Genomic DNA, 24,693 nt, shown 5'->3' with positions numbered 1-24,693 from the left:
TTCAAAAACCTCGCAACATCAGGAAGCTACCCTCGATCAGCACCAGGATCAACAGCAGGCGCACCATCACCCGCATTTCACGGATGCCGGCGTTGCGTCTGCCCGGATCAAGCACGACAGTCGTCGGCGCAATGCCGACGGCGATGCCAAACAACGCAATCTTGGCGAGGAAAGCGATGGCCAGCACCGGATCGAAGACCTGGCCGATCAGCCGGGCGTACGCCGGCAGCGCCCAGTGACTGAAGCCATAGACGACGATATAGGCGACAAGCAGCGAAACGATGCCGCCGATGATCGCCAGGATGGCGACGGCAATGGCGTTGCCAACCGCGTAAGGCAGCGCGTCACGGATGGTCGGCCCCGGTTGGCCCGGGATCGCCGACAGGTGTTGCATGGCCAGTGGTACGGCGCGCATGGCGACGAACAGCGTCGATACCAGCGGCAATACTTCGACCACGAAAACCCGCAGGATGGCTTCCAGCGCCAGATAGGAAAGTCCGTAACTGTCGGCGGTGACGGCGACGATGCGCGTCAGTACGGCGCTGATCAGGATGCTGGCGAGCAGGTAGCCCGGCAGCGTCTGCCAGGCGGCGGCGCAGAGGATGCGGGCCGACTGCTGCCGCGTCGCACGATCGTGAATGCTCGGGGAAAACGTCGCGATGACGAGCAGCGCGGCAAATTGCAGATAGCGGTACTGGTTGCGCAGCCAGCCCGTCAAACCCTTGCCACGGCCAGCTGGCAGCAGGCGGGAGAGAAACGGGCTCACGCTGTTTGATCCGGTCTCAGTCGCGCTCTGCTTCCAGGCGGTTGCGGCGGAGGATGGCGTCGGCGATTTCGCGGCTGATGGTGTCGGCATCCGGCAATTTGTTCGGCCGGAAGACAATCAGCGGAATGCCCAGACTCTGCAACGCCACGCGTTTGACGTCCTCGGCATTGTCGGTTTCCTGGCCGGTCGTCGGCCAGGCCAGTTCGATGGCGGCGACAATCGAGAAATCGGCATCACAGACGACAAAATCGACGCCGCGGCCGGCCATCCGGCTCAGTCGTTGCGCTTCCTGCCGGCCACGGGCCAGTGCCAGCTGGGCGACGCCGACCTGGACGAAAACCTGCATGCTGGGCATGGCTTCGCACAAGCGGTGGTAAAGTTCCTGCTCGCTGTCGTTGAGCAGCCGGTATTGCTTGCGTTTTGGCGATTCGACAAAGCGCGTTTGCGGGTCGAGATCCAGCTGTTGCTGGCGGACTTCGCGATGGCTGCCGGCGTACTGGCGACTGCGCGCCGTTTCGGCAACCGGTGTCTGGCCGGAACGGCGGTAGATGAACAGCAGGATGCCGGCAACGGCGCCAGCAGCAAGCACGATACTCAGGGTCACGTTGTCCATACAGGGCATCCTTGTCTTGAGCGGCCATTATAACGACATGAACATCCCCTTCATCCCCACCCTTCCGACCGACGGTCTGTCTTGAGTCACCGATGGAAATTTTTGAAACTGCCCTGGGCTGGCTGGTTGCTGCCGCCTTTCTCGCCGGTCTGGTCGATGCCGTTGTTGGCGGCGGCGGACTGATCCAGATTCCGGCCCTGTTTGCCGCACAGCCGGGCGTAGCGCCGGCGACGCTGTTCGGGACCAACAAGTTTGCCAGCGTTTTCGGCACCGCCAACGCTGCCTGGCGTTATGCCCGCCGCGTCGAGATGCCCTGGCGCACCATACTGCCGGCGGCCATCGCGGCCTTTGCCTTGTCCTATGCCGGGGCGGCTGCCGTGGCCTGGCTGCCGAAGGACGCGGTACGACCACTGATCCTGATCCTGCTGATCTTTTCTGCGGTCTACACGCTGTTGAAGAAGGATTTCGGCCAGTTGCACCGGCCGGCGCACAGCGGCCGGCGCGAACTCGCCTATGCGGTGCTGCTCGGCGGTGTGATCGGGTTCTATGACGGCTTCTTCGGCCCGGGTACCGGCAGCTTCCTGATCTTCCTGTTCATCCGCTTTTTCGGTTTCGATTTCCTGCACGCTTCGGCTGGTTCCAAAGTCGTCAATGTCGCCACCAACCTCGCCGCGCTGGCCTATTTCCTGCCGGCCGGCCACATCATTGCGGCGCTGGCGGTCGGCATGGCGGTAGCCAATGTTGCCGGTTCGATCACCGGTACCTGGCTGGCACTGAAGCATGGCAGCGGCTTCATCCGCATCGTCTTCCTGGTGGTAGTCGGCGTGCTGATCGTGAAGTTTGCCTGGGATACCTTCGCCGGCTGAATTTCCAATAGAATCGGCAGCCTACGCCAAGGATTTCCATGCGCATCACCCTCGTCCATCCTGCCGGTTTCAACTTCGTTCCCGGACAGCCCGATTTCTCGGTGCTGGCAAACCGCATGCCGCCGATCGGCATCATGCAGATGGCTTCGTGGCTGGAAAAATTCGGTCACAGCGTGGCCCTGCACGACTGTCTCGGACCTTATGCGCCGCCGGGAATCGCCGCCAACGCTGAAATCGTCCTGGCCACTGAGCCGGAAATGGTGGGCTTTTCGGCGACCACGTCCGGTTTCATGGACGCGGTCGACATGGCGCTGTACATCCGTGAAAAGCGGCCGGACATCCGCATCGTCTTCGGCAACGTCCATGTCTCGTCGCTCGGTGCGCCCATCCTCGAACATTTCCCGGAAATCGACTGCCTGGTCATCGGCGAAGGCGAAGGCGCGATGCTCGACCTGGCCGACGGCAAGCCGCCGGAGACCATCGGCAACCTGATCTGGCGCGACCCGGCCGGGCGCATCGTCGCCAATCCGCGCCGCGACCGCATCCTCGACCTCGACGAACTGCCCTTCCCGGCCTACGAGAAGCTGGCCGGTTTCCCGCATGCCTACCACCTGCCGCTGTTCGCCTACGAAAAGCGCTATGGGGCGACGATGATCACCTCGCGCGGCTGCCCCTACACCTGCTCATTCTGTGACCGGACAGTGTTCGAACGCCTGTACAAGACCAATTCGGCGCAATACACCTACGACCACATGAAGTACCTGCGGGACAACTTCGGGGTCTGGCACATCAACATGTACGACGATCTTTTCACCGCCAAGAAGCAGCGCGTGATGGACCTGTGCGAGCTGTTGATCGAGAAGCCGCTGGGTGTGCAGTGGAATTGCGCGATCCGCACCGGTCATACCTCGGACGAAATGCTGGCCAAGTTGAAGCAGGCTGGTGCGCTGATGGTGTCGATGGGGGTCGAATCGGCCGATCCGGGGATGATGGAACGGCACAAGGCCGGGGTCACGCTCGATGCGGTGCGCGACACGGTGCGCCAGATCCACGCCGCCGGCCTGCGCGCCAAGGGCCTGTTCATTTTCGGCATGCCGGGCGAGACGCCGGAAACGGTGAAGGTGACCAGCGATTTCATCCTGTCGCTCGACCTCGACGAGATGAACATGACCAAGTTCAGCCCGCTGCATGGCGCCCCGATCTGGGATGAATGCGTCAGCGGCGAGTCCGGCGATTTCATCGAGGACTGGCGGCTGATGAACTGCCTGAACTTTGTCTTCCTGCCCAATGGCTTTTCCTCGCGCGACGAGATGGATGCGCTGTACAACTGGCACGTCAAGCGCTTTTACGACAGCAAGGGCTACCGCCGGCGCTTCGCCAAGCGGTTGTGGCAGCATCGCTGGAGCCTGTGGCATGTATTGAAGCACCTGCCGGAAACCATTGCTGCGGCCCGCTATTTCAGTGCCAACAAGGCGCAGATCGAACAGGCGCGGCGCGAATTCGCGCTGCATCCGCGCCAGCCGCTGGGGCTCAAGCCGATGCTGTCGACCGATCTGCAGGTGGACAACATCGTCGCCATGTCGCCGGTGAAACTGTCGCGGCGCGAGGCGATGAAGCAGATCATTCCGCTGGTCTACGAAGGCAGTGGCAGTTGCGCGCCGCCGGCCGGCGTGACAGCGCTATAATCTGCGCCCTGCCGGCCCAGGCACAAGAACATAATTTCGGCCGCCACAGAGAACAGGGAGATCGTCCCATGGAAGAACAGATTCAGCATCCGGAAACTTGCCAGTGCGACGTGCTGGTGATTGGCGGCGGGCCGGCGGGTTCGACGGTGGCGCCACTGCTGGCGGAAAAAGGTTACAAGGTGGTGATCCTGGAAAAGGCTCACCATCCGCGTTTTCACATCGGTGAATCGCTGCTGCCGGCCAACCTGCCGTTGTTCGAACGGCTTGGCGTGGCCGATGAAATACGCGCCATCGGCATGGAAAAGCACGGCGCCGAATTCGTTTCTCCGTTCCTTGAGCGTACGCAGGTCTTTCACTTTGCCGAAGCCTGGGACAAGTCGATGCCCTACGCCTACCAGGTGCTGCGCTCGGAGTTCGACACCGTGCTGATCCGCAACGCGGCGAAAAAAGGCGTCGAGGTTTTCGAAGGGTGTCGGGCCAAGGCAGTCGAATTCCAGTCCGATGAAAGCGTTCGCGTCAGCGCGGTTCACGACGATGGTCGCGAACAGGTCTGGCAGGCCCGCTTCGTCGTCGACGCGTCCGGCCGCGATACTTTCCTGGCCAACCGTTTCCAGATCAAGCACCGCAACCCGAAGCACAACAGTTCGGCGGTTTACGGCCATTTCTCGCAAGCCCGCCGGCATCCCGGCAGCGAGGCCGGCAACATCACCATCTACTGGTTCGAACACGGCTGGTTCTGGTTCATCCCGATGATGAACGACATCACCAGTGTCGGCATGGTGACCTGGCCGTATCACATGAAAACCCGCGGCGAGCGCAGCCTGGAGCAGTTCCTGCGCGACGGCATCGCCAGTTGTCCGCGGCTGGCCGAGCGGCTGAAGGATTCGACCCTGGTGCACGAGGTCGAGGCGACCGGCAATTTCTCCTATGTTTCCGAACGCAACCACGGCCGCAACTATCTGCTGCTCGGCGATGCCTACGCCTTCATCGACCCGGTGTTTTCTTCCGGCGTCTGGCTGGCGATGAGCGGCGGTGTCATCGGTGCCGAGGCGATCGATGCCTGCCTGAAGAATCCGGCAGCGGCACCGGCCGCGCTGAAGCGTTTCGACCGGCTGATGAAACACGGGCCGAAGGAGTTTTCCTGGTTCATCTACCGCGTGACCAATCCGATCATGCGCGATTTCTTCATGCATCCGAAGAACGTTTTCCGCGTCAAGGAAGCGCTGCTGTCCGTGCTCGCCGGCGACATCTTCGGCAAGACGCCGATCTGGCGTTCGATCTGGATGTTCAAGGCGCTCTACTACGGGGCCAACCTGCTGCAGCCGAAGCGCGCCTTCATGGGCTGGAAGCGGCGACGTTTCAACATCCGTCGGGTGGAAGACCCGGCGATGAACGCACTCTGACGTGTCCTTGCTGCATTTCCAGACCACACCCGGCGCCGCCCCTGTTCCACGTGAAACCGCCTTTATCCTCGGCGGCGCGCTGCTGGGCGGACAGGATTCTGCGGTCGACTGGCCGCAACAGGCAATTTCCGCCAGCCTGCCCGGCAGCCCCGCGACGGCGCTGCGCGAAACCTGGCTGAGTGCTTCGCCCTGCCTTTCCGGCGAGAGCGACGGCATTGTCTGGCGGCGCAGCGACGACGTGCTGTACGGCGTCATCGAACTGGCCGAGGCCGATTTCGCCGACGATGCGCGGACGCCGTTGCAGGCCGCCAGCGAAACCGCCTACCGGCGCATCTTCCGTCTGCTCGACGCGCAGGGCCTGCCCGAATTGTGGCGGGTGTGGAATTACATGGCCGGGATCAATGCCGGTTCGCATGGTCTGGAGCGCTATCGCCAGTTCAACATCGGTCGCCAGGATGCCTTTCTCGCCTGTCGCCGCGGTTCCACCGGCAACGTTCCGGCAGCCTGCGCGCTTGGCTTGGCCGGCGGCCCGCTGTCGATTGCCTTCATGGCCGGCAAGATAGCGGCAGTACCGGTGGAAAATCCGCGCCAGGTCAGCGCCTATCATTACCCGGACGTTTACGGTCCGCGCAGTCCGACCTTCTCACGGGCGGCGCTGGTGCATCCGCCCGGCCAGGAAATCCTGTTCATTTCCGGAACCGCCAGCATCGTCGGCCACCGCAGCATGCATGTCGGTGATGTCGCCGGGCAGACGCGGGAAACGCTGGCCAACATCCTGGCGGTCGTGGCCGAGGCCAACCGGCTGGCGTGCACCGGCGATTTCCGCCCGCAGGAGCTGCTCTGCCGGGCCTATCTGCGCAACGCGGCCGATCATGTTGCGGTCGACGCCGTGCTGCGGGAAATTCTCGGGCCGGTCGAAGTCAGCTACATCGAGGCCGATGTCTGCCGCGCCGACCTGCTGGTCGAGATCGAGGCCATGGCCTCGCACCCGCGATGAGCCGGCGGCGTTGCGGCCTGCTCTGGCGTGCCTACGAAACCCTGGCGATGGGCCTGGGGCTCGGCGCGCTGGCGCTGATCTGCCTGCTCTGGCTGCCCTTCGCGCTGCTGCTGAAGCCGCTGCTGCCGCGCCGTCTCGGCCAGCCGCTCGGGCGCTTTGCCATCCGCAACGGCTTTCGCCTCTATCTGGCTTTCCTCGAAACCTTCTGCGCCTGCCGTTTCGATCTGCGGGAACTCGATCAACTGCGCGATGCCGGGCCGTTGATCCTGGTCGCCAACCACCCTTCCCTGCTCGATGCGGTGATGATCCTGTCCCGCCTGCCGAATGCGGTCTGCGTCATGAAGGCGTCGCTGCTCGACAACATCCTGTTCGGCGCGGCCGCCCGCCTGGCCCGCTATATCCGCAACAATGTGCCGCTGGAAATGATCATCGATGCGCGTGACGAACTGCTCGCCGGCAGCCAGCTGGTGATCTTCCCCGAAGGCAGCCGGACGCTGGAATTTCCGCTCGACCGCTGCATGCCCACCGCCGGCCTGATCGCCGGCCGGGCGCGGGTGCCGGTGCAGACGCTGCTTATCGAATTCTCGACGCCGTATCTCGGCAAGACCTGGCCGCTGTTCCGCCGTCCGGAACTGCCGCTGCGCTGCCGCATCCGGCTCGGCCGGCGCTTTACACCGCCGGCCAGCGTCAGCGTCTTCACCGCCGAACTCGATACCTATCTGCGCAGCGAATTGCACTCGCCGGCGCCGTTGACCGCAACACGCTGATGATGACCTCTCCTTCGACCACGCATTTCGTCCTGATTCCCAGCTACAACCCCGGGCCCACCGTCATTGATACGGTCCTGGCCGCCCGCGCGCAATGGACGCCGGTCTGGGTGGTCGTCGACGGCAGCACCGATGGCAGCGCCGAGCGACTGCAGGCGCTGGCAGCCAGCGACCCCGGCCTGCGCCTGATCGTGCTGCCGGAAAATCGCGGCAAGGGCGCCGCCGTGCTCGAAGGCATCAGCCAGGCTGCTGCCGAAGGTTTCACCCACGCGCTGACGATGGATTCCGACGGCCAGCATCCGGCGGCGCTGATTCCCGAATTCATGGCCGCCTCGCAGGCCGATCCGGCGGCGATGATCCTCGGCCGCCCGGTCTTCGACGCCGATGCACCGGCGCTGCGGGTCAACGGGCGCAAGGTGTCGAACGGCTGGGCCAACCTGGAAACGCTGTGGATGGGGATTGGCGATTCGCTTTACGGCTTCCGCGTCTATCCGCTGCAGCCGCTGATCCGCATCATGCGCGGCAACCGCTGGATGCGCCGTTTCGATTTCGACCCCGAGGCCGTCGTGCGCCTGTGCTGGGCCGGTGTCCGGCCGCGCAACATGGATGCGCCGGTGCGTTATTTCCGGGCCGAGGACGGTGGCGTTTCGCATTTCCGTTACCTGCGGGACAATGTCCTGCTGACCTGGATGCACAGCCGCCTGTTCCTTGGCTTCCTCTGGCGCCTGCCCGCATTGCTGCTGCGCCGCCTGTCCACTTCCCGCTGACTGTCACCATGCCCCTGCCCAAGAACTCCGCCCTGAAGGACGATCCCCGCCTCGGCGCCTATTTTGCCGGTGAGGACGAACGCCGGGCCGTGACCCGCAGCATGTTCGACGAGGCGGCGCCGGGCTACGACAACGCCGAGCGCATCACCGCCCTCGGCAGTGGCAGCTGGTACCGCCGCGAAGTCCTGCAGCGCTGCGGCTTGCGCCCCGGCATGCACCTGCTCGATGTTGCCGCCGGTACCGGCCTGGTGACGGCCGAGGGGCAGCGGCTGGTCGGTCCCGAAGGTCGCGTCGTGGCACTCGATCCGTCGCCGGGGATGCTGGCCGAACTGAAGAAAAAACTGGCGGTGGAAACGCTGGTCGCCTACGCCGAGTCGATTCCGCTGCCCGAGGCCTGCGTCGATTTCGTCTCGATGGGATATGCGCTGCGCCACGTCGGCGACATGGATCTGGCCTTTGCCGAATATTTCCGCGTGCTGCGTCCCGGCGGCCGCGCCTGCATCATGGAAATCAGCCGGCCGGCCGGTCGTTTCGGACGCCTCGCGCTGCGCGCCTACATCGGTGGCGTGGTGCCGCTGCTGGCTCGCCTGTCCGGTCGTCATGCCGATGTCCGGCGGTTGTGGGCCTACTACGGAGATACCATCGAGGCGGCCATCGATCCGGCGGCGATCCTCGCGGCAATGCGCCGTGCCGGCTTCGTCGAGGTCGAGTGCGCGGTGACCTTCGGTGTCTTCCGCGAGTACGTCGGTCGCAAGCCGTGAATACGACTGAAATCTTCCTGATCGCGATGATCCTGATCTTCGCGGTGCCCTGGCTGATCTGGCGCGTTGGTCGCACCGAGTATTACGCGCCGCTGGTCGTCGTCCAGATCCTGACCGGCATCCTGCTCGGGCCCGGGGTTCTCGGGCAGATTTTCCCCGATTACTACAACTTCGTGTTCACGCCGCCGGTGATCCAGTCGCTGAACGGCATCGCCTGGTGGGCGGTGATGATCTTCGTGATGATCGCCGGCATCGAACTGGACCTGAAGAAAGCCTGGGTGCATCGCCGGGAAAGCGGTATCACCGCCGGCCTGGCGCTCGGCACGCCGCTGCTGTTCGGCGGTGGTGCGGCGCTGGTGATGCTGCTGACTGACGGCTGGCTGGGCGCCCACGGCGAGCGCTGGCAGTTCGTGCTCGGGGTCGGCATGGCCTGCGCGGTGACCGCGCTGCCCATCCTGATCCTGTTCATGGAAAAACTGGAAGTCCTGCGCCAGCCTGTCGGCCAGCGCATCCTGCGTTATGCGAGCGTGGACGACATTGCGATCTGGGGCGTGCTGGCGCTGATCCTGATGGACTGGAGCCGGGTCGGCAAGCAACTGGTTTTCCTGATCGCCTTCATCGTCATCGGCTGGCTGTTCCGCAAGCTGATGGCCTGGCTGAGCGAGCGCGACCGCTGGTATGTGGCGCTGATCTGGCTGGCTGTCTGCGGTTTTGGTGCCGACTGGGCCGGCCTGCATTTCATGGTCGGCGCCTTCCTTGCCGGCGCGGTGATGGAAGCCGAATGGTTCGACCAGGAAAGGATGGACCTGTTGCGCCATCACGTGCTGCTGGTCGTCATGCCGGTCTTCTTCCTGTCCACCGGCCTGCGTACCAACTGGACGCTCGGCGGTGAAGCCGTTTTCGTTGCCGCCGCGCTGCTGCTCGTTGCTTCCGTCGCCGGCAAGCTGATCGGCGTGCGCATTGCCGGGCGCATCCTGAACTGGGCGCCGGGCGAAGCGTCGATCATCGGCTGGCTGCTGCAGACCAAGGCGCTGATCATGATCATCTTCGCCAATATCCTGCTCGACCGCGAGATCATTACCAGCGAGGCCTTCACCGCCCTGCTGCTGATGGCCGTGGCGAGTACCATGCTGACGGTGCCGATGGTGGCGCCGAAACTGGCACGCCTGCGCGAACTGATCGGGCGCTCGGCCTGATGAGGAGACGATGATGACTGATGCTGGAAATTCTGCGGTCGACGTGCCGGATCGGCAGGAAATCGAAGCCATGCCCGGCCTGGTGCTGCTTGAATTCGGCACCGACTGGTGCCCGCATTGCCAGGCGGCGCAGCCGGTCATTGCTGCCGCGCTGGCCGCCGGGCCGGCACTCCGGCACATCCGGGTCGAAGATGGCCCCGGACGGCGGCTCGGGCGCAGCTACCGGGTCAAGCTGTGGCCGACGCTGATCCTGTTGCGCGCTGGCGAGGAAATCGGCCGGGCGGTTCGCCCGACCAAGCAGGACGATGTGGCGGTCTTGCTGCGCCAGTAAGCGCTTCAGCGGATGACGAGCAGCCCGTCCTCGCGCTGTACCGGCATGGCGAAGTCGAAGAGGTCGGCGCGGGCGCACAGTTCGAGGTCGGCCGCTGGCAGGTTGGGCCAGCTACCGGCGACGAAGCGCCGGCCAAAATCGGAATCGCGGACACGGCGCGCAAAATCGTCCGGATCGGGGCGTTCACCGCGCAACAGCGCTTCGATGTAATCGGCGCAGGCGACATCCTCGTCGCCGTCGCGATCGACCCATTCGCCGGTGATGACGAAACAGACCGCATCCGTTTCCAGCGCCCGGATCGCCGCCGCAGTGGCTTGCGCGCAGACCAGGCTGGTCGCGTACAGATGGCGGGCCTGATGGAAGCGCTGCAGGCCGCGGACACCGGCGGCGGTACTCATGACCAGGCTTTTGCCGGCGACGTCGGCGGCCTGAAGCTGCGCCGGCGAATTGCCGAAATCGAAGCCGGGTACCGGATCGCCGCCGCCGACGGCGCCGATGGCCAGCGTATCGTCCAGTCGCCCGGCCAGCGCTGCCGCAGCGGTGAGGTTTTCGACCGGGTAGATGGCGCGGGCACCGTTGGCCAGTGCGACGGCAGCCGTCGTGAACGAGCGCAGCACGTCGATGACGACGACCGTATCGGCGGTCGCCGGCGGGGTCTGGATGCGATTCAGGAAGACCCGGGAAAACTGCATGGCAGCGTCAGATCATTGCGCCGTTGATCGAGATGATCTGGCCCGAGATGTAGGCCGCCTTGTCCGAGGCCAGGAAGGCGACCAGTTCGGCCACTTCCTCCGGCTGGCCGGCGCGCTGCATCGGCACCAGCTTACGGATCGCCTCGGTGTCGAAAGCGCCTTCGCTCATGCCAGTTTCGATGATGCCCGGCGCCACCGCGTTGACGGTGATACCGCGGCTGGCCAGTTCGAGCGCCAGCGACTTGGTCGCCGCGTGCAGCGCGCCCTTGGCTGCCGAATAATTGACCTGGCCGCGATTGCCGGCGATCGCGGCGACCGAGGTGATGTTGACGATGCGGCCCCAGCGCGTGCGGATCATCGGCAGGCTGAGCGGTTGCGTGACGTTGAAGAAGCCGTTCAGCGAGACGTCGAGCACGTCGTGCCATTGCGTCGAACTCATGCCCGGGAAAACCGCATCGGCGTGGATGCCGGCGTTGTTGACCAGGATCTGGATGCTGCCGGCTTCGAGTAGCTGGTCGAGCGCGGCGGCAGTGGCGGCGCGCTCGGTGATGTCGAAGGTGACGGCTTCGGCACTGCCGCCGGCAGCGACGATGTCGGCGACGACCGCGGCGGCACGGGCGCTGCCACTGTTGGCATGGACGATGACGTGATGGCCGTCGGCGGCCAGGCGGCGACAGATGGCGGCGCCGATACCGCCGCTGCCACCGGTGACGAGTGCGCGTTTCATGCAGGTTTCTCCGTGCTGAGCTTGGCGGCGTCGAGGATCACGGCGGCGCGCCCGGTGAGCAGGTTGCGGCCTTGGTGGTCGACGGAAAACTGGTAGAGGATGGTGTTGCCGTCGCCGGACAGGCGCTCGGCCCGGATGTCGAGCGGCCCCGGCAGGTCGTCGAGGCGGGCGCTGTTGAGGTGCACGCCGCGCACGCTGGTCAGGTAGCCCTGGCGCGGTGCGTCATCGTCGCCGGCGAGCAGCGCGCCATGGACGGCCATCGCCTGCGCCGCGTATTCGATGCCGCTGGCGGCGCCGAGACGGTCGGCGGCGCGCAGTGGGTTGTCCGGATCGGTGTGGCTGACGGCGCGGCAGGAAATTGCCGTGGCCGACCAGTCGACCACGGCATCGAGCAGGCACATCGTGCCCTGGTGCGGAATGTGGCCGGCGATCCAGGCGTGGTCTAGCATTGCTGAACGGTGACGGCGAGTTGCATCGGCGCCAGGTAGTCGAGGCAGACCGGCCCGGCTTCCGCCCGCGCCAGCTTCTGCAGCAGCGGCAGCGAGCGCAGCGCCGGGATGCTCGTGCGCAGGCTTTCCAGTCCGTTGTCGGCCAGCGTTTCGGCGGCATCGGTGGTCGGCGTCACGGTGATGCCGGCGAGCGAGCGTTCGCTTTTCTCAGGCGCCAGCAACAAGGCGACGCCGCCGCAATCGGGCGTGTCGCGCTTGGCGTGCAGCGGCTGCGGATATTCGCTGTCATAGGCGATCAGCAGTACCGGCTGACGCGCCAGCAGCAATTCGCCGATGGCGTCGAGCAGGCCGGCACCGAAACTGGCGTCGTAGGCGCAGATGACCTGACACGGCGCCATCGCGTGCGTGGCGATGCCCCAGTAGCCGGCGGCGGCGTTATGCACCGAGTTATGGAAGCGGGTCGGCGAAATCTGGCGGTCGTCGGTTGCCAGTTGCTCGCACAGCGCATGGCAGTTGTGGCCGTCGGCGCCGGAGGCAGCAAACACCGTGCTCAGCGTCGCCACGTCGGCGCCGGCATGGGCGGCGGCTTCGAGGCCGATGGCCAGCGTCAGCTTGACGACGCGGCTGGCGCGCCGGCGTTCGGCCGGCGGCAGGATCGCCGGCACCGGCAGGATGCTCGGTGCTGCGGTCAACGCCTGTTCTGAACGCAAAACCGCGCGGGCGGTCGGCCAGTCCGGCAGGCCGGGCGCAATGAAGCCGATGCCGTCGATCCAGGCGCTCAGGGCTGTGGGATTCATGGCGTGACCCCGAAAATCAGGCTGCAGTTGCTGCCGCCGAAACCGAAGGAATTGGACAGCGCGTGGCGCAGCTTGCCGTCGCGACCGTGCACCAGGTACTGCAGCGGAATCTGCGGATCGGCATTGACGGTGCCTGGGCTGCCGGGCAGGAAGCCATCGCGCAGTGCCAGCGCACAGATCACCGCTTCGACGGCGCCGGCGGCACCGAGCGTGTGGCCGGTGGCGCCCTTGGTCGAGCTGCACGGCACGCGGTCGGCGAACAGCGCGGCGACGGCCTTGCCTTCGGCGGCGTCGTTGGCCGGCGTCGAAGTACCGTGCAAATTGATGTAATCGATGGCGTCGACCGCAAGATTCGCCGAACGCAGCGCGGCTTCCATGGCCAGCCGGGCGCCCAGCCCTTCCGGATGCGGCGAGGACATGTGGTAGGCGTCGCTCGACTCGCCGGCGCCGAGCAGCAGGATGTCGCCGGGTGCAGCGCGGTCGGCGCGTTCAAGCAGCGCGAAGGCCGCGCCTTCGCCGATCGAGATGCCGTCGCGGGCTGCGTCGTAGGGCCGGCATGGCTGCTGCGAGGTCAGTTGCAGCGAGGCGAAGCCGTAGAGCGTCGTCAGGCACAGGCTGTCGACACCGCCGACGATGGCCGCGTCGATGCTGCCGAGCGCGAGCTGGCGGGCGGCGGCGGCGAAGACCTTGGCGCTCGACGAACAGGCGGTCGAGATGGCCATCGCCATGCCTTCCAGGCCGAAATAGTCGCGGGTGAATTCGGCCAGCGAGAAGGAATTGTGCGTTGCCCGGTAATTGAAATCGTCCGGCAGCGCGCCGCTGTCAGGGTCGCGGCGGCGGTAGGCGAGCTCGGTCTGCAGGATGCCGGCGGTACTGGTGCCGAGGAAAACGCCGACGCGTGTCCTGCCGTAGCGGCCGACGGCGGCGCGCACGGCACAGGCGAAATCGTCGGCTTCGAGGCCCAGCTGGGTCAGGCGGTTGTTGCGGCAGTCGTAGCGGGCGAGCATTTCCGGCAATTTCTGCGCGTCGACCGCAGCAACCTCGCCAATCCAGGTCGGCAATTCCACACTTTCGAAGGCACAGGGCTGCAGACCGCTGCTGCCAGCATGCAGGGCCGCGCGCGTCGCCGCCAGGCCGCTGCCGAGACAGGTGGTGGCGGTAAAGGAAGAAAGCAGCAGTGGCGTCACGTCGTTGCCCGTATCAAGTTGGCGGGAATTTTAGCAGAGGGGGCCGTCCGGCTTTGACCGCTGCTCGAATTCGGCGATGACCTGGGCGCCGAACAGCAGCAGTCCGGCCGCCAGTTCCATGCAGAACAGCAGCACCACGGCGGTGGCCATCGAGCCGTAGACGACGCCGATTTTCGAGATCGACGAGAAATACCAGACCAGCACGTGGCGCAATACCTCCCACAGCAGTGCCCCGGCCAGCCCGCCGACCAGCGCATGACTGAGGCGGGTGCGACCGACCGGGACAATCAGGTAGAGCGCGCTGAGGACGAAGGTGACCAGCGCCACCCCGAGGACCGGAAAGAGGAAGCCGGCGACGCCGCTCAGCGACCAGACCTGGCCGAACAGCACCAGGTTCTCCCCGGCCAGCGCCTGCAGCGCCAGGGCACCGAGCGTCAGCAACAGCAGTGCGCTGGCCAGGACCACGACGAGACAGTAAGGCAGGATTGCCGAGACCAGGAAGTGCCGCTTTTTGCCGGTGCCACGATGGGCAAAGATCACCGCCATGGCCTTTTCCAGCACGGAAAAGGCTAACGAACTGAAGAACAGCAAGGTGCCGAGCATCATCAGGCTGATCGTGGCCCGCTTGTCGAGGAAGGTGGCGATGTCGCCGATCAGGACGTCGGCCATGCTGGGTAGCAGCCAGTCGAGGTAGAGGCCGAAGGTGTCGATCAGCAGCGTGCGGTCGACCAGATGCGACAAGCCGACGATCGACAGGATCAGCAAGGGCAGGATCGACAGCAGCGCGTAATAGGCGATGGCGCCGGCCAGCAGCAGGCCCTGGTTGCGGTGAAAGCCGCGGATGGTTTGCAGCGCGAAGGCCAGTGGCGGAAAGGCGTCGAGCAGGGATTTGATCATGTTCCGGGTTTTCTCATGCCGCCGGCAATTGTGCAACCGGAAATGTCAGCCCTGGCGGCTGCTGCGCTTCAGGCAGGTCCGGTAGCGCCCCTCGACCCGCTTGGCGAACCACTCGGTGGTCAGCTGGCGCGTGATTTTCGGGCTTTTCAGGTTGATCTGCGGCATTGCCTGGCGCGGCAGCGGTTTGCCGACGGCGGCGTCGGCCTGGGCAAACACGCGTTGCTGCAGCGGGCTGCGCGAAAAGGCTGCGGATTTTTCCAGCAGCAGATCGCGCCGGATCTGCGGCCGGCTCATCTCCAGTTGCTTGCCCAGCGTCAGTGCGACGGCCTCGACCTCGCTCTGGCTGGTCGACGGTTCGCCGTTCTCGTAGCGCAGCAGGTCGCCGTCGAGCGTCAGCTTCTGTCCGGACAGCTTGCCCAGTGCCGCCTGGAAGGCAGCGTTGCGGCTGCTGTAGCGGCCGGCGTTGAAATCGGCGAAGCGATAGACGATCTGGTCATAGGGGGCCGGGTAGTCGAGCAGGATGGCGGCGCCGAAATAGACGCCGCCGCGGCGCGTGAACACCTCGTTGCGCAACTTGCCTGCAAATGGGTAGGGATAGTCGCGCTGGCGCACGTGCTGCTCGGCAAAGTCGATGCTGACCTGCATCGGGCCGCCGGTACGGACGGGATTGAAGCCGCCGAACAGTTGCCGGCCGAACGGCAGTTCGCCGATCATGTCCTCGAACAGCGCGTTCAGCTGGGTTTCGGTCTTCAGTGCGGCAATGCGTTCGTCGTAGGTCTTGCCGTCCGGCGAGGTTTTGGCCAGCGCGGCCGTGATGATGGCCTGCGGAATCCGGTACTGCTCCGCCCGCTGGCCGATTTCCCGACGCACGATGCGGGGTAGACCGGGCACCCTGGGGTCGGCCTGGAAGCTCGATTCCTGTTCGATGATGGCGATCACCGCGCAATAAGTCTGCGTCGCATGTGGCACGCCGAGGTGGGCGAAGGCGGTATGCAGGTCGCCGGCCCAGGCTTCGCGATCCCTGGCGTGCGCCGGGATCAGCCGGGCGATGCGGCGCCGGGTTTCCGCTTCGTCGAGCGCTGCCGGCCAGGCGCTGGCGGTCTTGCCGTCGGCCCGCCGCGCCATGTCAGGCGGCAGCGCCGGGCCTTCCTGCTCGTTCTCGAACAGCGAGCAGCCGCTGGCGAGGGAGACGAGCAGCAGGTAGAGCGGCCAGCGGCGCATGCGCTTCAGGCCGGTACCCGGCAGATCAGCATGACGTTGGCGAAAGGCTTGCCTTCGTTCATTTCCATCGTGCCGACGACAAAACCAAGCGCTTCGAGTATCGCCACCCATTCGCTCAGTGGCCGGCAGTACAGGCGGGGCAGACGGTGGCCGCGGACGAAGGTGACGGCGTGGTCGACCCAGTTGCACAGGTGGTAAGGCAGGCCGGCCGAGGCGTCGCCGACGCGGGTCAGGAACAGGCCGCCGGGCGGCAGCGCGGCGCGGATGCGGGCGAGCACGTCCTGCTGGCCGGCATGGTCGAAATAATGCAGCGCGTCGAGAATGGTGATGACATCGGCCCGGCCGAAATCGATCCGGCACATGTCGCCCTGACGGATGTCGACGAGCGGATGCCGGGTGCCGAAGGCGCGGGCGGCGCGGTCGACATCCCGCTGCATCAGTTCATAGCCGCGCAGGCTCAGGGCTTTTGGCGCCGGCGCCCAGTCGTCCGGCCAATTGCCCTGCTCGTACAGCTTGCGCGCGGCGAGCAGCCAGCCGAACAGGCTGCCCTGGCCGCAGCCGAGGTCCAGGTAATGGCCTTCCGCAGGGAAGATGCCCTGGCGCAGCAGTTCGCGGAAGATGCAGTCGGACGAAAGCTTGCCGCGGGCGTAGTGGTAGGCAAAACGGCCACCGCCGCGGAACGGGCGGGTGGCTTCGTCGAGCAGGGTTTTGAGGAAGTCCGGGTGGTTCATGGGCAGGCGTCGGCGAGCGTGACGGGAGTGAGTTTGTGTTCGGCCAGCGTGGCCAGCAGGCGCGGCAGCACGGCGAGGATGACCGCCTGCCCGGTGCTGTCGCGGGCGGCGTGGCCGTCGTGCAGCAGCAGGATGTCGCCGGGGCCGAGGTCGCGGACCAGGCGGGCGTGGACGATGTCCGGATCGGCGCAGCGGGTATCGTACGGTCGACGGGTCCAGGCGGCCAGTTTCAGGTCGAGCCCGGCCAGCACCGGGTCAAGGAAGGGATTGCGCAGGCCGGCGGTGGCGCGGAAAAAGCGCGGTGCCTGGCCGCTGATTTCGCTCAGCGTTGCCTGGGCGGCGGCGATGTCGGCGCGCATGCGGCCCGGGCCGAAGGTGGCGAAGGCCCGGGCGTGGGCATCGCCGTGGTTCTCGATGCGGTGGCCGCGGGCGACGATTTCCCGGCACAGCGCCGGATTCTCGCGGGCGCGCCAGCCGATGCAGAAGAAACTGGCGCGGGCGCCGGCGGCATCGAGCAGGTCGAGCACCCGTGGTGTGACCTCGGGATCGGGGCCGTCGTCGATGGTCAGCGCGATTTCCCGGCGCGCTGCGGCGGCCGCTGGCAGGCGGGTGAGGTTCGGGCCGAGCAGCGTCGAGCGCGGCAGCAGGCCGGCGGCGGTCAGCAGCGCGTGATTGGCGGCCAGCGCACCGATCAGCCAGGGCCATTGGGCCGGCACCGCGAGCAGGCCGCCGACCGCGGCGGCGTGCACGGCGAAGCTGGCTTTGATGGCAGGCGAAGGGGTCCAGGGCCGGGGCATGGTTCAGGCGGAAAAGTGACCGGAGGCGAGGAAATCTTCCCACAGAAGCTGCCAGGCCGGCCAGTCGTGTCCGCCGGGCACGGTACATCGGCTGGCCGGTGGGAAACAGTCGGCGATCTGCGCCATGCCGTCGGCGAAACGGTCTTCCGTGCCGTAGCCGACATAGACCGGGCAGTCCGCCGGTGGTGCTTTCAGCCAGTGCCAGACGCGGAATTCGGGATCGGCGAGTTGTTCCGCCGTGGCCTTCCAGTTGGCCAGTCCGCCGGCTTCCCTGATCGCGCCCTGGGTCAGGCGACTGCCGGGATAGGGGGCGAGCAGGCACAGGCCGTCCACGCTGTGCGGGTGATCGGCCGCCTGGCAGAGCGCGAGCAGGCCGCCGAGCGAAATTCCGCCCAGCCAGACGCGGGCGTAGCGCGCGCGGGCCGGTTCGAGGATTTCACGGCTGACTGCGGGTAGCGCCTGACCGCTGGAAATGCTGTCCGGACCGAGGTCGACCGCACAAAGATCGAGGCCGGGTGCGCGTGTCCGGGTAGTGGCGAAGAAGCCGGCCGTGACGAAATCTTCCGGACCCATGCCGGCGCCGGGCAGCAAGACCAGCAGATCCCGGCCGCCGTGCTCAAGGCGAAGCTTGCGCAAGGCGGGCGTCATCTTGCCGTTTCACGTGGAACGAACATCGCCGCCAGCAGCAGCGCCAGGATGGCGCCGGGGCCGACGGTGGTGCCGATGGCGTTGAGCACCGGGACCGAAGACAGTGCCAGCGTGCCGAAGCCGATCGCCGTGGTCAGGTTGGCGACGCCCATCGAGCTGAAGGTTTCCGGGTCGAGCGTGGCCTGGCCGGAAGCGCTGTCGAAGATCAGCGCGTAATTGGAGCCGACGGCGACGATCAGCAACAGCCCGACCAGGTGCAGCAGATGCAGGCGTTCGCCGAGCAGGTGCAGGCCGGCAACGACGAAGATGACGGCCAGCAGCAGCGGCAACAGCACGCCGCCCAGACGGCGCGGCGAGCGCAGGTTGAACGCCAGCAGCACGATGATGGCAGCGACGCCGGCCAGCGACAGCGTGATCGCTTCGCCCAGGTAATCGCTGTACAGCGTGTCGAATTCGTCCTTCATGTCGATGAACAGCGCATCGCTGCCGGCCAGCGCGCTGCGGATCTGCTCTGCGGGAATCAGCAGTTCGTCCGCTTCGACCCGCGGATGCAGGGGCAGCAGCACGCTCCAGCCGCTGGCGCGTTGCAGCATCAGCGAATCGACGGCCAGTGCCAGGTTGCTGCCGGCCAGGTCGGCGCGGGTCAGCGCGGGGGCCTGGCGGGCGTTTTCGATATCGTGGACGAAAGCCGCCAGCTTGTCGGCGGCCAGCGGCAGGTCGGCCAGCGCCGGGACGAGGCGCTGGCGCAGTTCATCGGGATGCGGCAGCGCCCGGCGGCGCTCGGCCTGCGTCGCCAGGCTAGGCAGGAAGCGGGCCGGGCTGTCGTAACCGCCGATGACGCCGGCCTCGACCAGCTGGTCGAGGCGCTGCCCTGCCCGCTCGGCTGCCTGCAGTGCGGCTTCCTGGTCGGCGCCGGTGACGACGACCAGATAACGCGAATCCGGGGCGCCGAGATCGGCCCGCAATTGCCCGTCGATGCGCGAATCGGCTTCGCTGACGGTGCTCAGCGCCGACAGGTTCGGGTGCCAGAGCTGGTCGCGCTGGAGGCCAAGCCAGGTGGCGGCGGCGACGGCGAGGAGCAGGGTCGGCCAGCGCAGGCGCTGCAGCAGGGCGATGGCACCTTCGCAGCGGACTGCCGTCTGCGTCGAACCGATGCCGGCAACCAGCGGGCCGGCCAGGTCGGGCAGGATGTAGCGGGTGACCAGCGCTGCCGTCAGTACGCCGGCCAGCGCGTACAGGCCGAGTTGCGCCAGACCGGGAAAGCCGGAGAACAACAGGGCGCCGAAACCGCAGACCGAGGTGGCGACACCGAGCCGGATGGTCGGCCAGAAACGCCGGCGCCAGTCGGCCAGGCCGTGGCGGCCGGACTGCATGAAATAGTAGGTCGAGTAATCGACCGCTTCGCCGATCAGCGCTGCGCCGAAGCCGACGGTGATGCCGAACACCGTGTCGTAGGCGAGGCTGACGGCGACGACGCCGGCCAGTGCGCCGCTGACCACTGGCAACATGCCGAGGGCGATCAGGCGTGGCGAACGGTAGACGAAGAACAGCACGGCGATGATCGCCAGGCTGCTGATCAGCGTCAGACGGAATATGTCGTCCTTGATCAGTGCCCGCGACTCGACGGCGAAATGCCCGGGGCCGGAAAGCAGCAGCTGCAGATCGGCGCCAGCGCTTGCCGGCAGGCTGGCGGCAAACTGCGCGCGGATGGTCTGGATGGCGGCCTCCTGACCGTCGGTATCGGCGCCATGGGCACGGGTCTGCACCAGCAGCATGGCGCGCTCGCCATCGCGGGATGCCCAGACGCCGTCGCGGCTGGCCGGCTGGTTGCCGCTGCCCAGGCCGCCCAGCAGTTCGGCCATTTCACCGGTCGGGTCGCGGGTCAGGAAGGGTTTGAACAGCATGCCGGCCGGCGAGGCCAGCAGGTCGATGCTGTCGCCAATGGCGGCGCGCAGGCCGGCGACGGTAAAACGCTCCGCCGTTACCGCCGGACTGAGCTGGTAGCGATGCGCGAGCAACAGGTCGCGATCGGCATCCAGGCTGCCAGCTTCGCCGTTCTGCACCGAGACGAATTCGCTGCTGCCAGCCAGTCGACCGCGCAATTCACGCGATACCGCCGCCCGCTGCTGCGCGTCGCCACCGGCGATGCCGAGCATCAGCAGGCGCGACACGGCGCCTTCCTTGATCTGTTCGATCAGCACCTGCTGTTCGGCGGTCGGTTCGGCCGGCAGGAAAAAGCTCATGTCAGCCGCGAAGCGGCTGTTCCATGCGATGGCCAGGCCGGCGAGCATCGCCAGCAGCCAGATCAGCAGGGCTCGCAGGGCGTTTCGTCTCATGGGCCGGCCAATGGTTCGATGGTCAGCAACGAGCGGTCGCCGTCGGCCTGCAGGTATTCGATGCTGCGCATCTGGCCGCGGCTGCCGCTGACGACGATGCGCAGGACGAAACTGGCGATGCGCTGGTCGCGCGGCAGCATCGTGAGTACCCACTTCTCTTCGTTGCCAACCAGATGCAGCAGGTAATTCCGTTCGAGCGCCAGACGATTGCCCGCCAGCGTGCCGCGGATGCTGTCCACGAAAGCCAGCGCTTCCGGCTGGCTGGCCAGGTTGATCGAGAATTTCTGCTTCTCGCGCTCCAGCGTCAGCACGTCCTTGTCGAGAATCAGGATCTCCGGCTTCGGCAGCAGCGTCCGCTTCTCCAGTCGGTCGGGCGCGATGTAGGTCATTTCGCCGCTGGCCTTCAGCGGCTTGTCGAGTACCGCCAGGAAACGGGTTTCGACGAATTTCGCCTTGCCGCCGGGGTGGCGGGCCAGTCCGGCCATCAACTGGCCGACATCGAAGGCCGCCTGGGCCGGCAGGACAAGGAGGGTAAGCAGCAGCCCGAAACTCAGGGACTTGATCATTTTTTCTGCCAGAAATCGAAGAAATTGAACCAGTTGTAGGGTGCCCGGCGGCAAAAATACGCCAGCCGGTCGGCGTAGGCGTGAACTGCCGCCTGGATTGCCTGCTCGCGTTCCGCGCGCGGTACCGAGGAAAAATCGGCCAGCGGCTCGAAGTGTATTTGATAACGGTTGCCGCCGAGATACAGGCCGGTCATGAAGAATACCGGCCGGCGCAGCATCGCCGCCATGCGCCACGGACCGAGCGGGAAGGCGGCGGTTTCGCCGAGAAATTCGCAGTCGACCGCAGGATCGCCGCCCAGGCCGCGGTCGGCCAGCATGCCGACAAGGTAGCCCTGGTCCAGCTTGTCGCGTGCCGCCAGCATCGAGTCGACGCGGCCGAGCGGCAGGATGTCCTCGGTCGCCTTCGGGTTGATCGCCTGTAGCGTGGCGTTGATCTTGCGTGCGTTTTCCTCGTACATCAGCATCGCCACCTGCAGCCCTGCCCTGCCCCGGCCGACTGCCCGCAGCACCTCGAAACTGCCGAGATGGGCGCCGACCAGCAACGCGCCGGGCTGGCTGGCAAGCGAGGCCTGCAGCGCTTCGGCGCCGACGACTTCGATGTCGAACAGGTCGAAACGGTCATTGAGCAGGTAGATGCGGTCGTGGATGGTGCTGGCGAAGCTGAACACGTGGCGGTAGCCATCGGTCCATTCGGCCCAGCGCCCGAGCGCCCGATGCAGGTAGTCGCGGCTGGCCCGCCGGGCGCGCGGCGCGAACAGCACGTAGTAGGCGGCGATGCCGTGCAGCACCAGGCGGCCGATCCGGCGGCCGAAGGTCAGCGAAATCCACACCATCAGTTTCAGGATGGCCAGGTTGCTGCGTTCCTGCTGGCGGCGCCAGTCGCCGGTCGGCGTGCTTTCCGGCTTCATGCGCTGACCGGCGTCAGGCTGCCGCTGGCGACGATGCGGTCGGCGGCGTGCACGCTGAAGGCGATGCTACCGCTGGCACCGGTCTGCAGTATGAAGTCGAGCATTTCGCCGGGACCGACCGGGCTCAGGAACTTGGCATTGCCGACCTGCCACGCGGCCGTCGGCACGCCGCGCAGGCGTTCGGCAAACAGGATCGCCTGGTCGAGCAGGACGACGCCGGGAACGATCGGCCGGCCGGGAAAATGGCCGGCAAAGGCCGGATGTGCTGGCGGCACCTGCCAGGCAAAGCTGCAGGCTTCAGCCATCGCGCTGCCTTTCGGCGAACAGTGCCTGCAGCGTCTGCCGCGGCAGCTTGCCGGTGGTGTTGCGCGGCAGCGCATCGAGGAAAACCAGCGGCCGTGGCAGGAAAACCGGGTCGATGCGCTGGCGCAGCGCCTGCAGCAACGGCTGGCGGTTCAGTGTCGGCGCGACGACAAAGGCGGCCAGGCGGGTGATGCCTCCGGCCGGGTCTTCGTCGGGCAGGAAGAAGGCGGCGTCGACGACGCCGGGAATGCCGGCGATCTGGTGATTCAGCCAGGCCAGCGAAGTCCGCTTGCCAGCGATGTTGATCAGGTCGGCGTGCCGGCCGATCAGCACGAAGCGGCCATCGTCACGGCACTCGATGACATCGCCGAGCGGCACCCGGCCTTCGACATGGCCGCCGTGGGCGATGGTGTATTCGCCCTCCTGCGCCAGTTCGACGCCGGCGAGCAACTGCCAGGACGCGCCGTCAAGTGTTCGCCGGCTGGCCAGTTGACCGCTTTCGGTCGAACCGTAGATTTCCAGCAGTGGCGCCTGGCAGCGTGCCTCGGCCTGCGCCGCCAGCTCGTTCGACAGCGGTGCCGTTGCCGACAGCAGCAGCGCGATTTCAGGCAGCGGAATGTCGGCGGCAAGCAGCGCCGACAGGTGGAATGGCGTGGTCACCAGCAGGCGTGGTGGCGGCAGCGCGGCCAGCGCGGCGGCGATGTCCTGCGGATAGAAGGGCTTGCCCGACCAGAACGGGCAGCCGCCATGCAGTGCCAGCAGGAAGGTCGATTCGAACCCGTAGCTGTGTTGTGCCGGCACGGTGCCGACGATGTGCAGCGGCTGGCGATCGACCCCGAGCCGGCTGGCTTCGGCCAGGCCGTTGTCGACCAGCTTGCCCCAGGTCTTGCGGTGCGGCTGCGGCAGGCCGGTCGAGCCGGAGGTGAACAGGATGGCGACGACACGGTCGGCGTCGATGTCAGGGATTTTGCTGATTTTCGCGGGGTCGACCGCAGAAAGATCGGGAAAATCGATGCGCGGCAGTCCGCCGGCAGCGAACTCGCCGTCGCACAGGCAGCAGCAGCCGGGATGGTCGGCCTCGATCCGGGCCAGGGTTTCGGCCGACTGCGAAGCCGGTTGCAGGCTGGTCTTGCCGGCCAGCAGGCCGGCGACGAAGCCGACCGCGAACCGGTAGCGGTCGTTGCAGACGTTGAGCAGCCAGTCGCCCGGCGGCAGTTGTCCGGCCAGCGCGTCGGCCTCGGCGAGGAAGCGGCGGACGCTGACCGGGCCGTCGGCGCGCCAGGCGAAGACATCGTCCAGCTGACGCCGGGACAGCAGCGGCCGGCGGTTCATGGCGATTGCTCCGGCTGGTTCACGCCGGCGCGATAGGCGCGGATGGCGGCGATGAAGCTCGGGCGTTCCTCGGGCGGCAGCACGCGCAGGCGCACCAGGTGCTCGGCGATGAACATCAGGCCGATCAGCGGTCCGGTCAGCAGGTTGGCGTGGACCGACCAAACCTCGGCTGGCGCGAACAGGAATAGTGCGGTCGACAGCAGCGCATTGCCGAAAAAGAACGCGGTCCAGGCAATCGTCACCTGGCGCGTGTAGCGGGCCTTGCGCTCGGAGATCGTACCTTTGAAGACGTTGCGCGCAATGCGCGTGATCAGGGCCTCGCCGGGACCGAACAGCGTCCGGCCGAACAGTGTCCCGAGCGCGAGGTGAGTGCCGAGATGCTGGATGTAGTAAAGCAGCGGCACGTTCTCGCGCAATTGCGGCCACAGCCAGGCGAGCAGTGCGGCAACGGCGATCACGCCGGTGGCGCGCAGCCAGCGATTGGCGATGCGCCACAGCAGCAGGCCGGCGACGAACGCCAGCGGCAGTGTGCCGAGGGCGGCATTGATATCCGGCTGACCGCCGCCGGCACTGCCGTAATGGGCGGCCACGGCCCAGGCGGCAAACAGCAGGACCACGGCCAGAGCGCGCAGCAGCTGGACCGGGTGGCTGGGCATTACTGGCTGCGCTGGCTGGCGATGTGTGCGGTCAACGCCCGCAGCGAGGCAAAAATGCGGACGTTGTCTTCATTGTCCGAGCGCAACTGGAAACCGTAACGCTTGGAGACGACCAGCGCGATTTCCAGCACGTCGATCGAATCGAGGCCGAGGCCGTCGCCGAATAGCGGTGCATCCGGTTCGATTTCTTCCGGCGCCATCTCGAGGTTGAGTGCAGTGACGATCAGCTGGGCGATTTCCGGCAGCAAGGCGCTGACGGTTTCCGGGGTGGCAGTTGCGGACATGGCGGTTTCC

The 24,693-nt window shown here is 66.4% G+C and carries 28 protein-coding genes; 9 read left to right on the top strand and 19 right to left on the bottom strand.

Annotation, left to right across the window (positions count from 1 at the left end; all coding sequences use genetic code 11):
* Position 1: 1 nt before the first annotated feature.
* The gene (locus BJN45_RS00280) at positions 2-766 is read right to left on the bottom strand and encodes an ABC transporter permease (RefSeq protein ID WP_076090950.1); all 765 of its coding nucleotides are present in this window, start codon (positions 764-766) and stop codon (positions 2-4) included.
* Positions 767-782: 16 nt separating this feature from the next.
* On the bottom strand, positions 783-1,379 hold the full coding sequence (locus BJN45_RS00275; RefSeq protein WP_076090948.1) for a DUF2726 domain-containing protein: 597 nt from the start codon (positions 1,377-1,379) through the stop codon (positions 783-785).
* Between the two features lie 92 nt (positions 1,380-1,471).
* On the opposite strand from BJN45_RS00275, the gene BJN45_RS00270 reads away from it, so the two are divergent.
* The 9 genes from BJN45_RS00270 to BJN45_RS00230 all read left to right on the top strand — a co-directional run bounded on the left by BJN45_RS00270 (position 1,472) and on the right by BJN45_RS00230 (position 10,152).
* Positions 1,472-2,245, top strand: a complete 774-nt coding sequence (locus tag BJN45_RS00270; RefSeq protein ID WP_076090946.1) for a sulfite exporter TauE/SafE family protein — start codon at positions 1,472-1,474, stop codon at positions 2,243-2,245.
* A gap of 38 nt (positions 2,246-2,283) precedes the next feature.
* Positions 2,284-3,930: a B12-binding domain-containing radical SAM protein gene (locus BJN45_RS00265; RefSeq protein ID WP_076090944.1), complete on the top strand. Its 1,647-nt coding sequence runs from the start codon at positions 2,284-2,286 to the stop codon at positions 3,928-3,930.
* 68 nt (positions 3,931-3,998) lie between these two features.
* Positions 3,999-5,333: an NAD(P)/FAD-dependent oxidoreductase gene (locus BJN45_RS00260; protein WP_076090942.1), complete on the top strand. Its 1,335-nt coding sequence runs from the start codon at positions 3,999-4,001 to the stop codon at positions 5,331-5,333.
* Position 5,334: 1 nt separating this feature from the next.
* Positions 5,335-6,330 (top strand): hypothetical protein, encoded by a 996-nt coding sequence (locus tag BJN45_RS00255; RefSeq protein WP_240494464.1) that lies wholly within the window; start codon positions 5,335-5,337, stop codon positions 6,328-6,330.
* Positions 6,327-7,097, top strand: a complete 771-nt coding sequence (locus tag BJN45_RS00250) for a lysophospholipid acyltransferase family protein (RefSeq protein WP_076090940.1) — start codon at positions 6,327-6,329, stop codon at positions 7,095-7,097. Before BJN45_RS00255 ends, BJN45_RS00250 begins: the two co-directional genes overlap by 4 nt.
* Positions 7,097-7,864, top strand: a complete 768-nt coding sequence (locus BJN45_RS00245) for a glycosyltransferase family 2 protein (RefSeq protein WP_205750524.1) — start codon at positions 7,097-7,099, stop codon at positions 7,862-7,864. Before BJN45_RS00250 ends, BJN45_RS00245 begins: the two co-directional genes overlap by 1 nt.
* 8 nt (positions 7,865-7,872) lie before the next feature.
* The gene (locus BJN45_RS00240) at positions 7,873-8,625 is read left to right on the top strand and encodes a class I SAM-dependent methyltransferase (protein ID WP_076090938.1); all 753 of its coding nucleotides are present in this window, start codon (positions 7,873-7,875) and stop codon (positions 8,623-8,625) included.
* Complete coding sequence (locus BJN45_RS00235; protein WP_205750523.1) at positions 8,622-9,821, top strand: cation:proton antiporter; 1,200 nt, start codon at positions 8,622-8,624, stop codon at positions 9,819-9,821. Before BJN45_RS00240 ends, BJN45_RS00235 begins: the two co-directional genes overlap by 4 nt.
* A 13-nt stretch (positions 9,822-9,834) precedes the next feature.
* Entirely contained in the window at positions 9,835-10,152 is a 318-nt protein-coding gene (locus BJN45_RS00230) for a thioredoxin family protein (protein ID WP_076092421.1), read from the top strand.
* 5 nt (positions 10,153-10,157) lie between these two features.
* Here BJN45_RS00230 and BJN45_RS00225 read toward each other — a convergent pair whose 3' ends face one another.
* Genes BJN45_RS00225 through BJN45_RS00145 form a run of 17 tightly spaced genes read right to left on the bottom strand, consistent with a single transcriptional unit; the run spans position 10,158 to position 24,683 of the window.
* The gene (locus BJN45_RS00225) at positions 10,158-10,844 is read right to left on the bottom strand and encodes a 2-phosphosulfolactate phosphatase (RefSeq protein ID WP_076090936.1); all 687 of its coding nucleotides are present in this window, start codon (positions 10,842-10,844) and stop codon (positions 10,158-10,160) included.
* Between the two features lie 7 nt (positions 10,845-10,851).
* Positions 10,852-11,571, bottom strand: a complete 720-nt coding sequence (gene fabG, locus BJN45_RS00220) for a 3-oxoacyl-ACP reductase FabG (protein ID WP_076090934.1) — start codon at positions 11,569-11,571, stop codon at positions 10,852-10,854.
* Positions 11,568-12,020 (bottom strand): hotdog family protein, encoded by a 453-nt coding sequence (locus tag BJN45_RS00215; RefSeq protein ID WP_076090932.1) that lies wholly within the window; start codon positions 12,018-12,020, stop codon positions 11,568-11,570. Before BJN45_RS00215 ends, fabG begins: the two co-directional genes overlap by 4 nt.
* A complete protein-coding gene (locus tag BJN45_RS00210) occupies positions 12,014-12,817 on the bottom strand; it encodes a beta-ketoacyl synthase chain length factor (protein WP_076090930.1) in 804 nt (267 codons plus the stop codon). The genes BJN45_RS00215 and BJN45_RS00210 overlap by 7 nt, the downstream gene beginning before the upstream one ends.
* Positions 12,814-14,004: a beta-ketoacyl-[acyl-carrier-protein] synthase family protein gene (locus BJN45_RS00205; protein ID WP_076090928.1), complete on the bottom strand. Its 1,191-nt coding sequence runs from the start codon at positions 14,002-14,004 to the stop codon at positions 12,814-12,816. Before BJN45_RS00205 ends, BJN45_RS00210 begins: the two co-directional genes overlap by 4 nt.
* Before the next feature lie 30 nt (positions 14,005-14,034).
* On the bottom strand, positions 14,035-14,901 hold the full coding sequence (locus BJN45_RS00200) for a YihY/virulence factor BrkB family protein (RefSeq protein ID WP_076090926.1): 867 nt from the start codon (positions 14,899-14,901) through the stop codon (positions 14,035-14,037).
* Positions 14,902-14,946: 45 nt separating this feature from the next.
* The gene (locus tag BJN45_RS00195) at positions 14,947-16,122 is read right to left on the bottom strand and encodes a DUF1615 domain-containing protein (RefSeq protein WP_076090924.1); all 1,176 of its coding nucleotides are present in this window, start codon (positions 16,120-16,122) and stop codon (positions 14,947-14,949) included.
* A gap of 5 nt (positions 16,123-16,127) precedes the next feature.
* On the bottom strand, positions 16,128-16,853 hold the full coding sequence (locus BJN45_RS00190; RefSeq protein WP_076090922.1) for a class I SAM-dependent methyltransferase: 726 nt from the start codon (positions 16,851-16,853) through the stop codon (positions 16,128-16,130).
* Entirely contained in the window at positions 16,850-17,650 is an 801-nt protein-coding gene (locus BJN45_RS00185) for a polysaccharide deacetylase family protein (protein WP_076090920.1), read from the bottom strand. The genes BJN45_RS00190 and BJN45_RS00185 overlap by 4 nt, the downstream gene beginning before the upstream one ends.
* Before the next feature lie 3 nt (positions 17,651-17,653).
* Positions 17,654-18,298 carry an alpha/beta fold hydrolase gene (locus BJN45_RS00180; RefSeq protein ID WP_076090918.1) on the bottom strand — a complete coding sequence of 215 codons (645 nt, stop codon included), beginning with the start codon at positions 18,296-18,298 and terminating at the stop codon, positions 17,654-17,656.
* Positions 18,295-20,634: an MMPL family transporter gene (locus tag BJN45_RS00175; RefSeq protein WP_076090916.1), complete on the bottom strand. Its 2,340-nt coding sequence runs from the start codon at positions 20,632-20,634 to the stop codon at positions 18,295-18,297. The genes BJN45_RS00180 and BJN45_RS00175 overlap by 4 nt, the downstream gene beginning before the upstream one ends.
* Entirely contained in the window at positions 20,631-21,200 is a 570-nt protein-coding gene (locus BJN45_RS00170; protein WP_076090914.1) for a LolA-related protein, read from the bottom strand. The genes BJN45_RS00175 and BJN45_RS00170 overlap by 4 nt, the downstream gene beginning before the upstream one ends.
* Positions 21,197-22,108, bottom strand: a complete 912-nt coding sequence (locus BJN45_RS00165; RefSeq protein WP_076090912.1) for an acyl-CoA synthetase — start codon at positions 22,106-22,108, stop codon at positions 21,197-21,199. The genes BJN45_RS00170 and BJN45_RS00165 overlap by 4 nt, the downstream gene beginning before the upstream one ends.
* Complete coding sequence (locus BJN45_RS17720) at positions 22,105-22,413, bottom strand: hypothetical protein (protein ID WP_076090910.1); 309 nt, start codon at positions 22,411-22,413, stop codon at positions 22,105-22,107. Before BJN45_RS17720 ends, BJN45_RS00165 begins: the two co-directional genes overlap by 4 nt.
* A complete protein-coding gene (locus BJN45_RS00155) occupies positions 22,406-23,743 on the bottom strand; it encodes an AMP-binding protein (protein ID WP_076090908.1) in 1,338 nt (445 codons plus the stop codon). The genes BJN45_RS17720 and BJN45_RS00155 overlap by 8 nt, the downstream gene beginning before the upstream one ends.
* Positions 23,740-24,399 (bottom strand): hypothetical protein, encoded by a 660-nt coding sequence (locus tag BJN45_RS00150; RefSeq protein WP_076090906.1) that lies wholly within the window; start codon positions 24,397-24,399, stop codon positions 23,740-23,742. Before BJN45_RS00150 ends, BJN45_RS00155 begins: the two co-directional genes overlap by 4 nt.
* The gene (locus BJN45_RS00145) at positions 24,399-24,683 is read right to left on the bottom strand and encodes a phosphopantetheine-binding protein (RefSeq protein ID WP_076090904.1); all 285 of its coding nucleotides are present in this window, start codon (positions 24,681-24,683) and stop codon (positions 24,399-24,401) included. The genes BJN45_RS00150 and BJN45_RS00145 overlap by 1 nt, the downstream gene beginning before the upstream one ends.
* Between the last annotated feature and the right edge of the window lie 10 nt (positions 24,684-24,693).

The organism is Azonexus hydrophilus (genome assembly GCF_001956855.1).
GTDB lineage: Bacteria > Pseudomonadota > Gammaproteobacteria > Burkholderiales > Rhodocyclaceae > Azonexus > Azonexus hydrophilus_A.
Note: the sequence above shows the minus strand (reverse complement) of the source record. Positions and strands in the feature narration are given on the sequence as shown.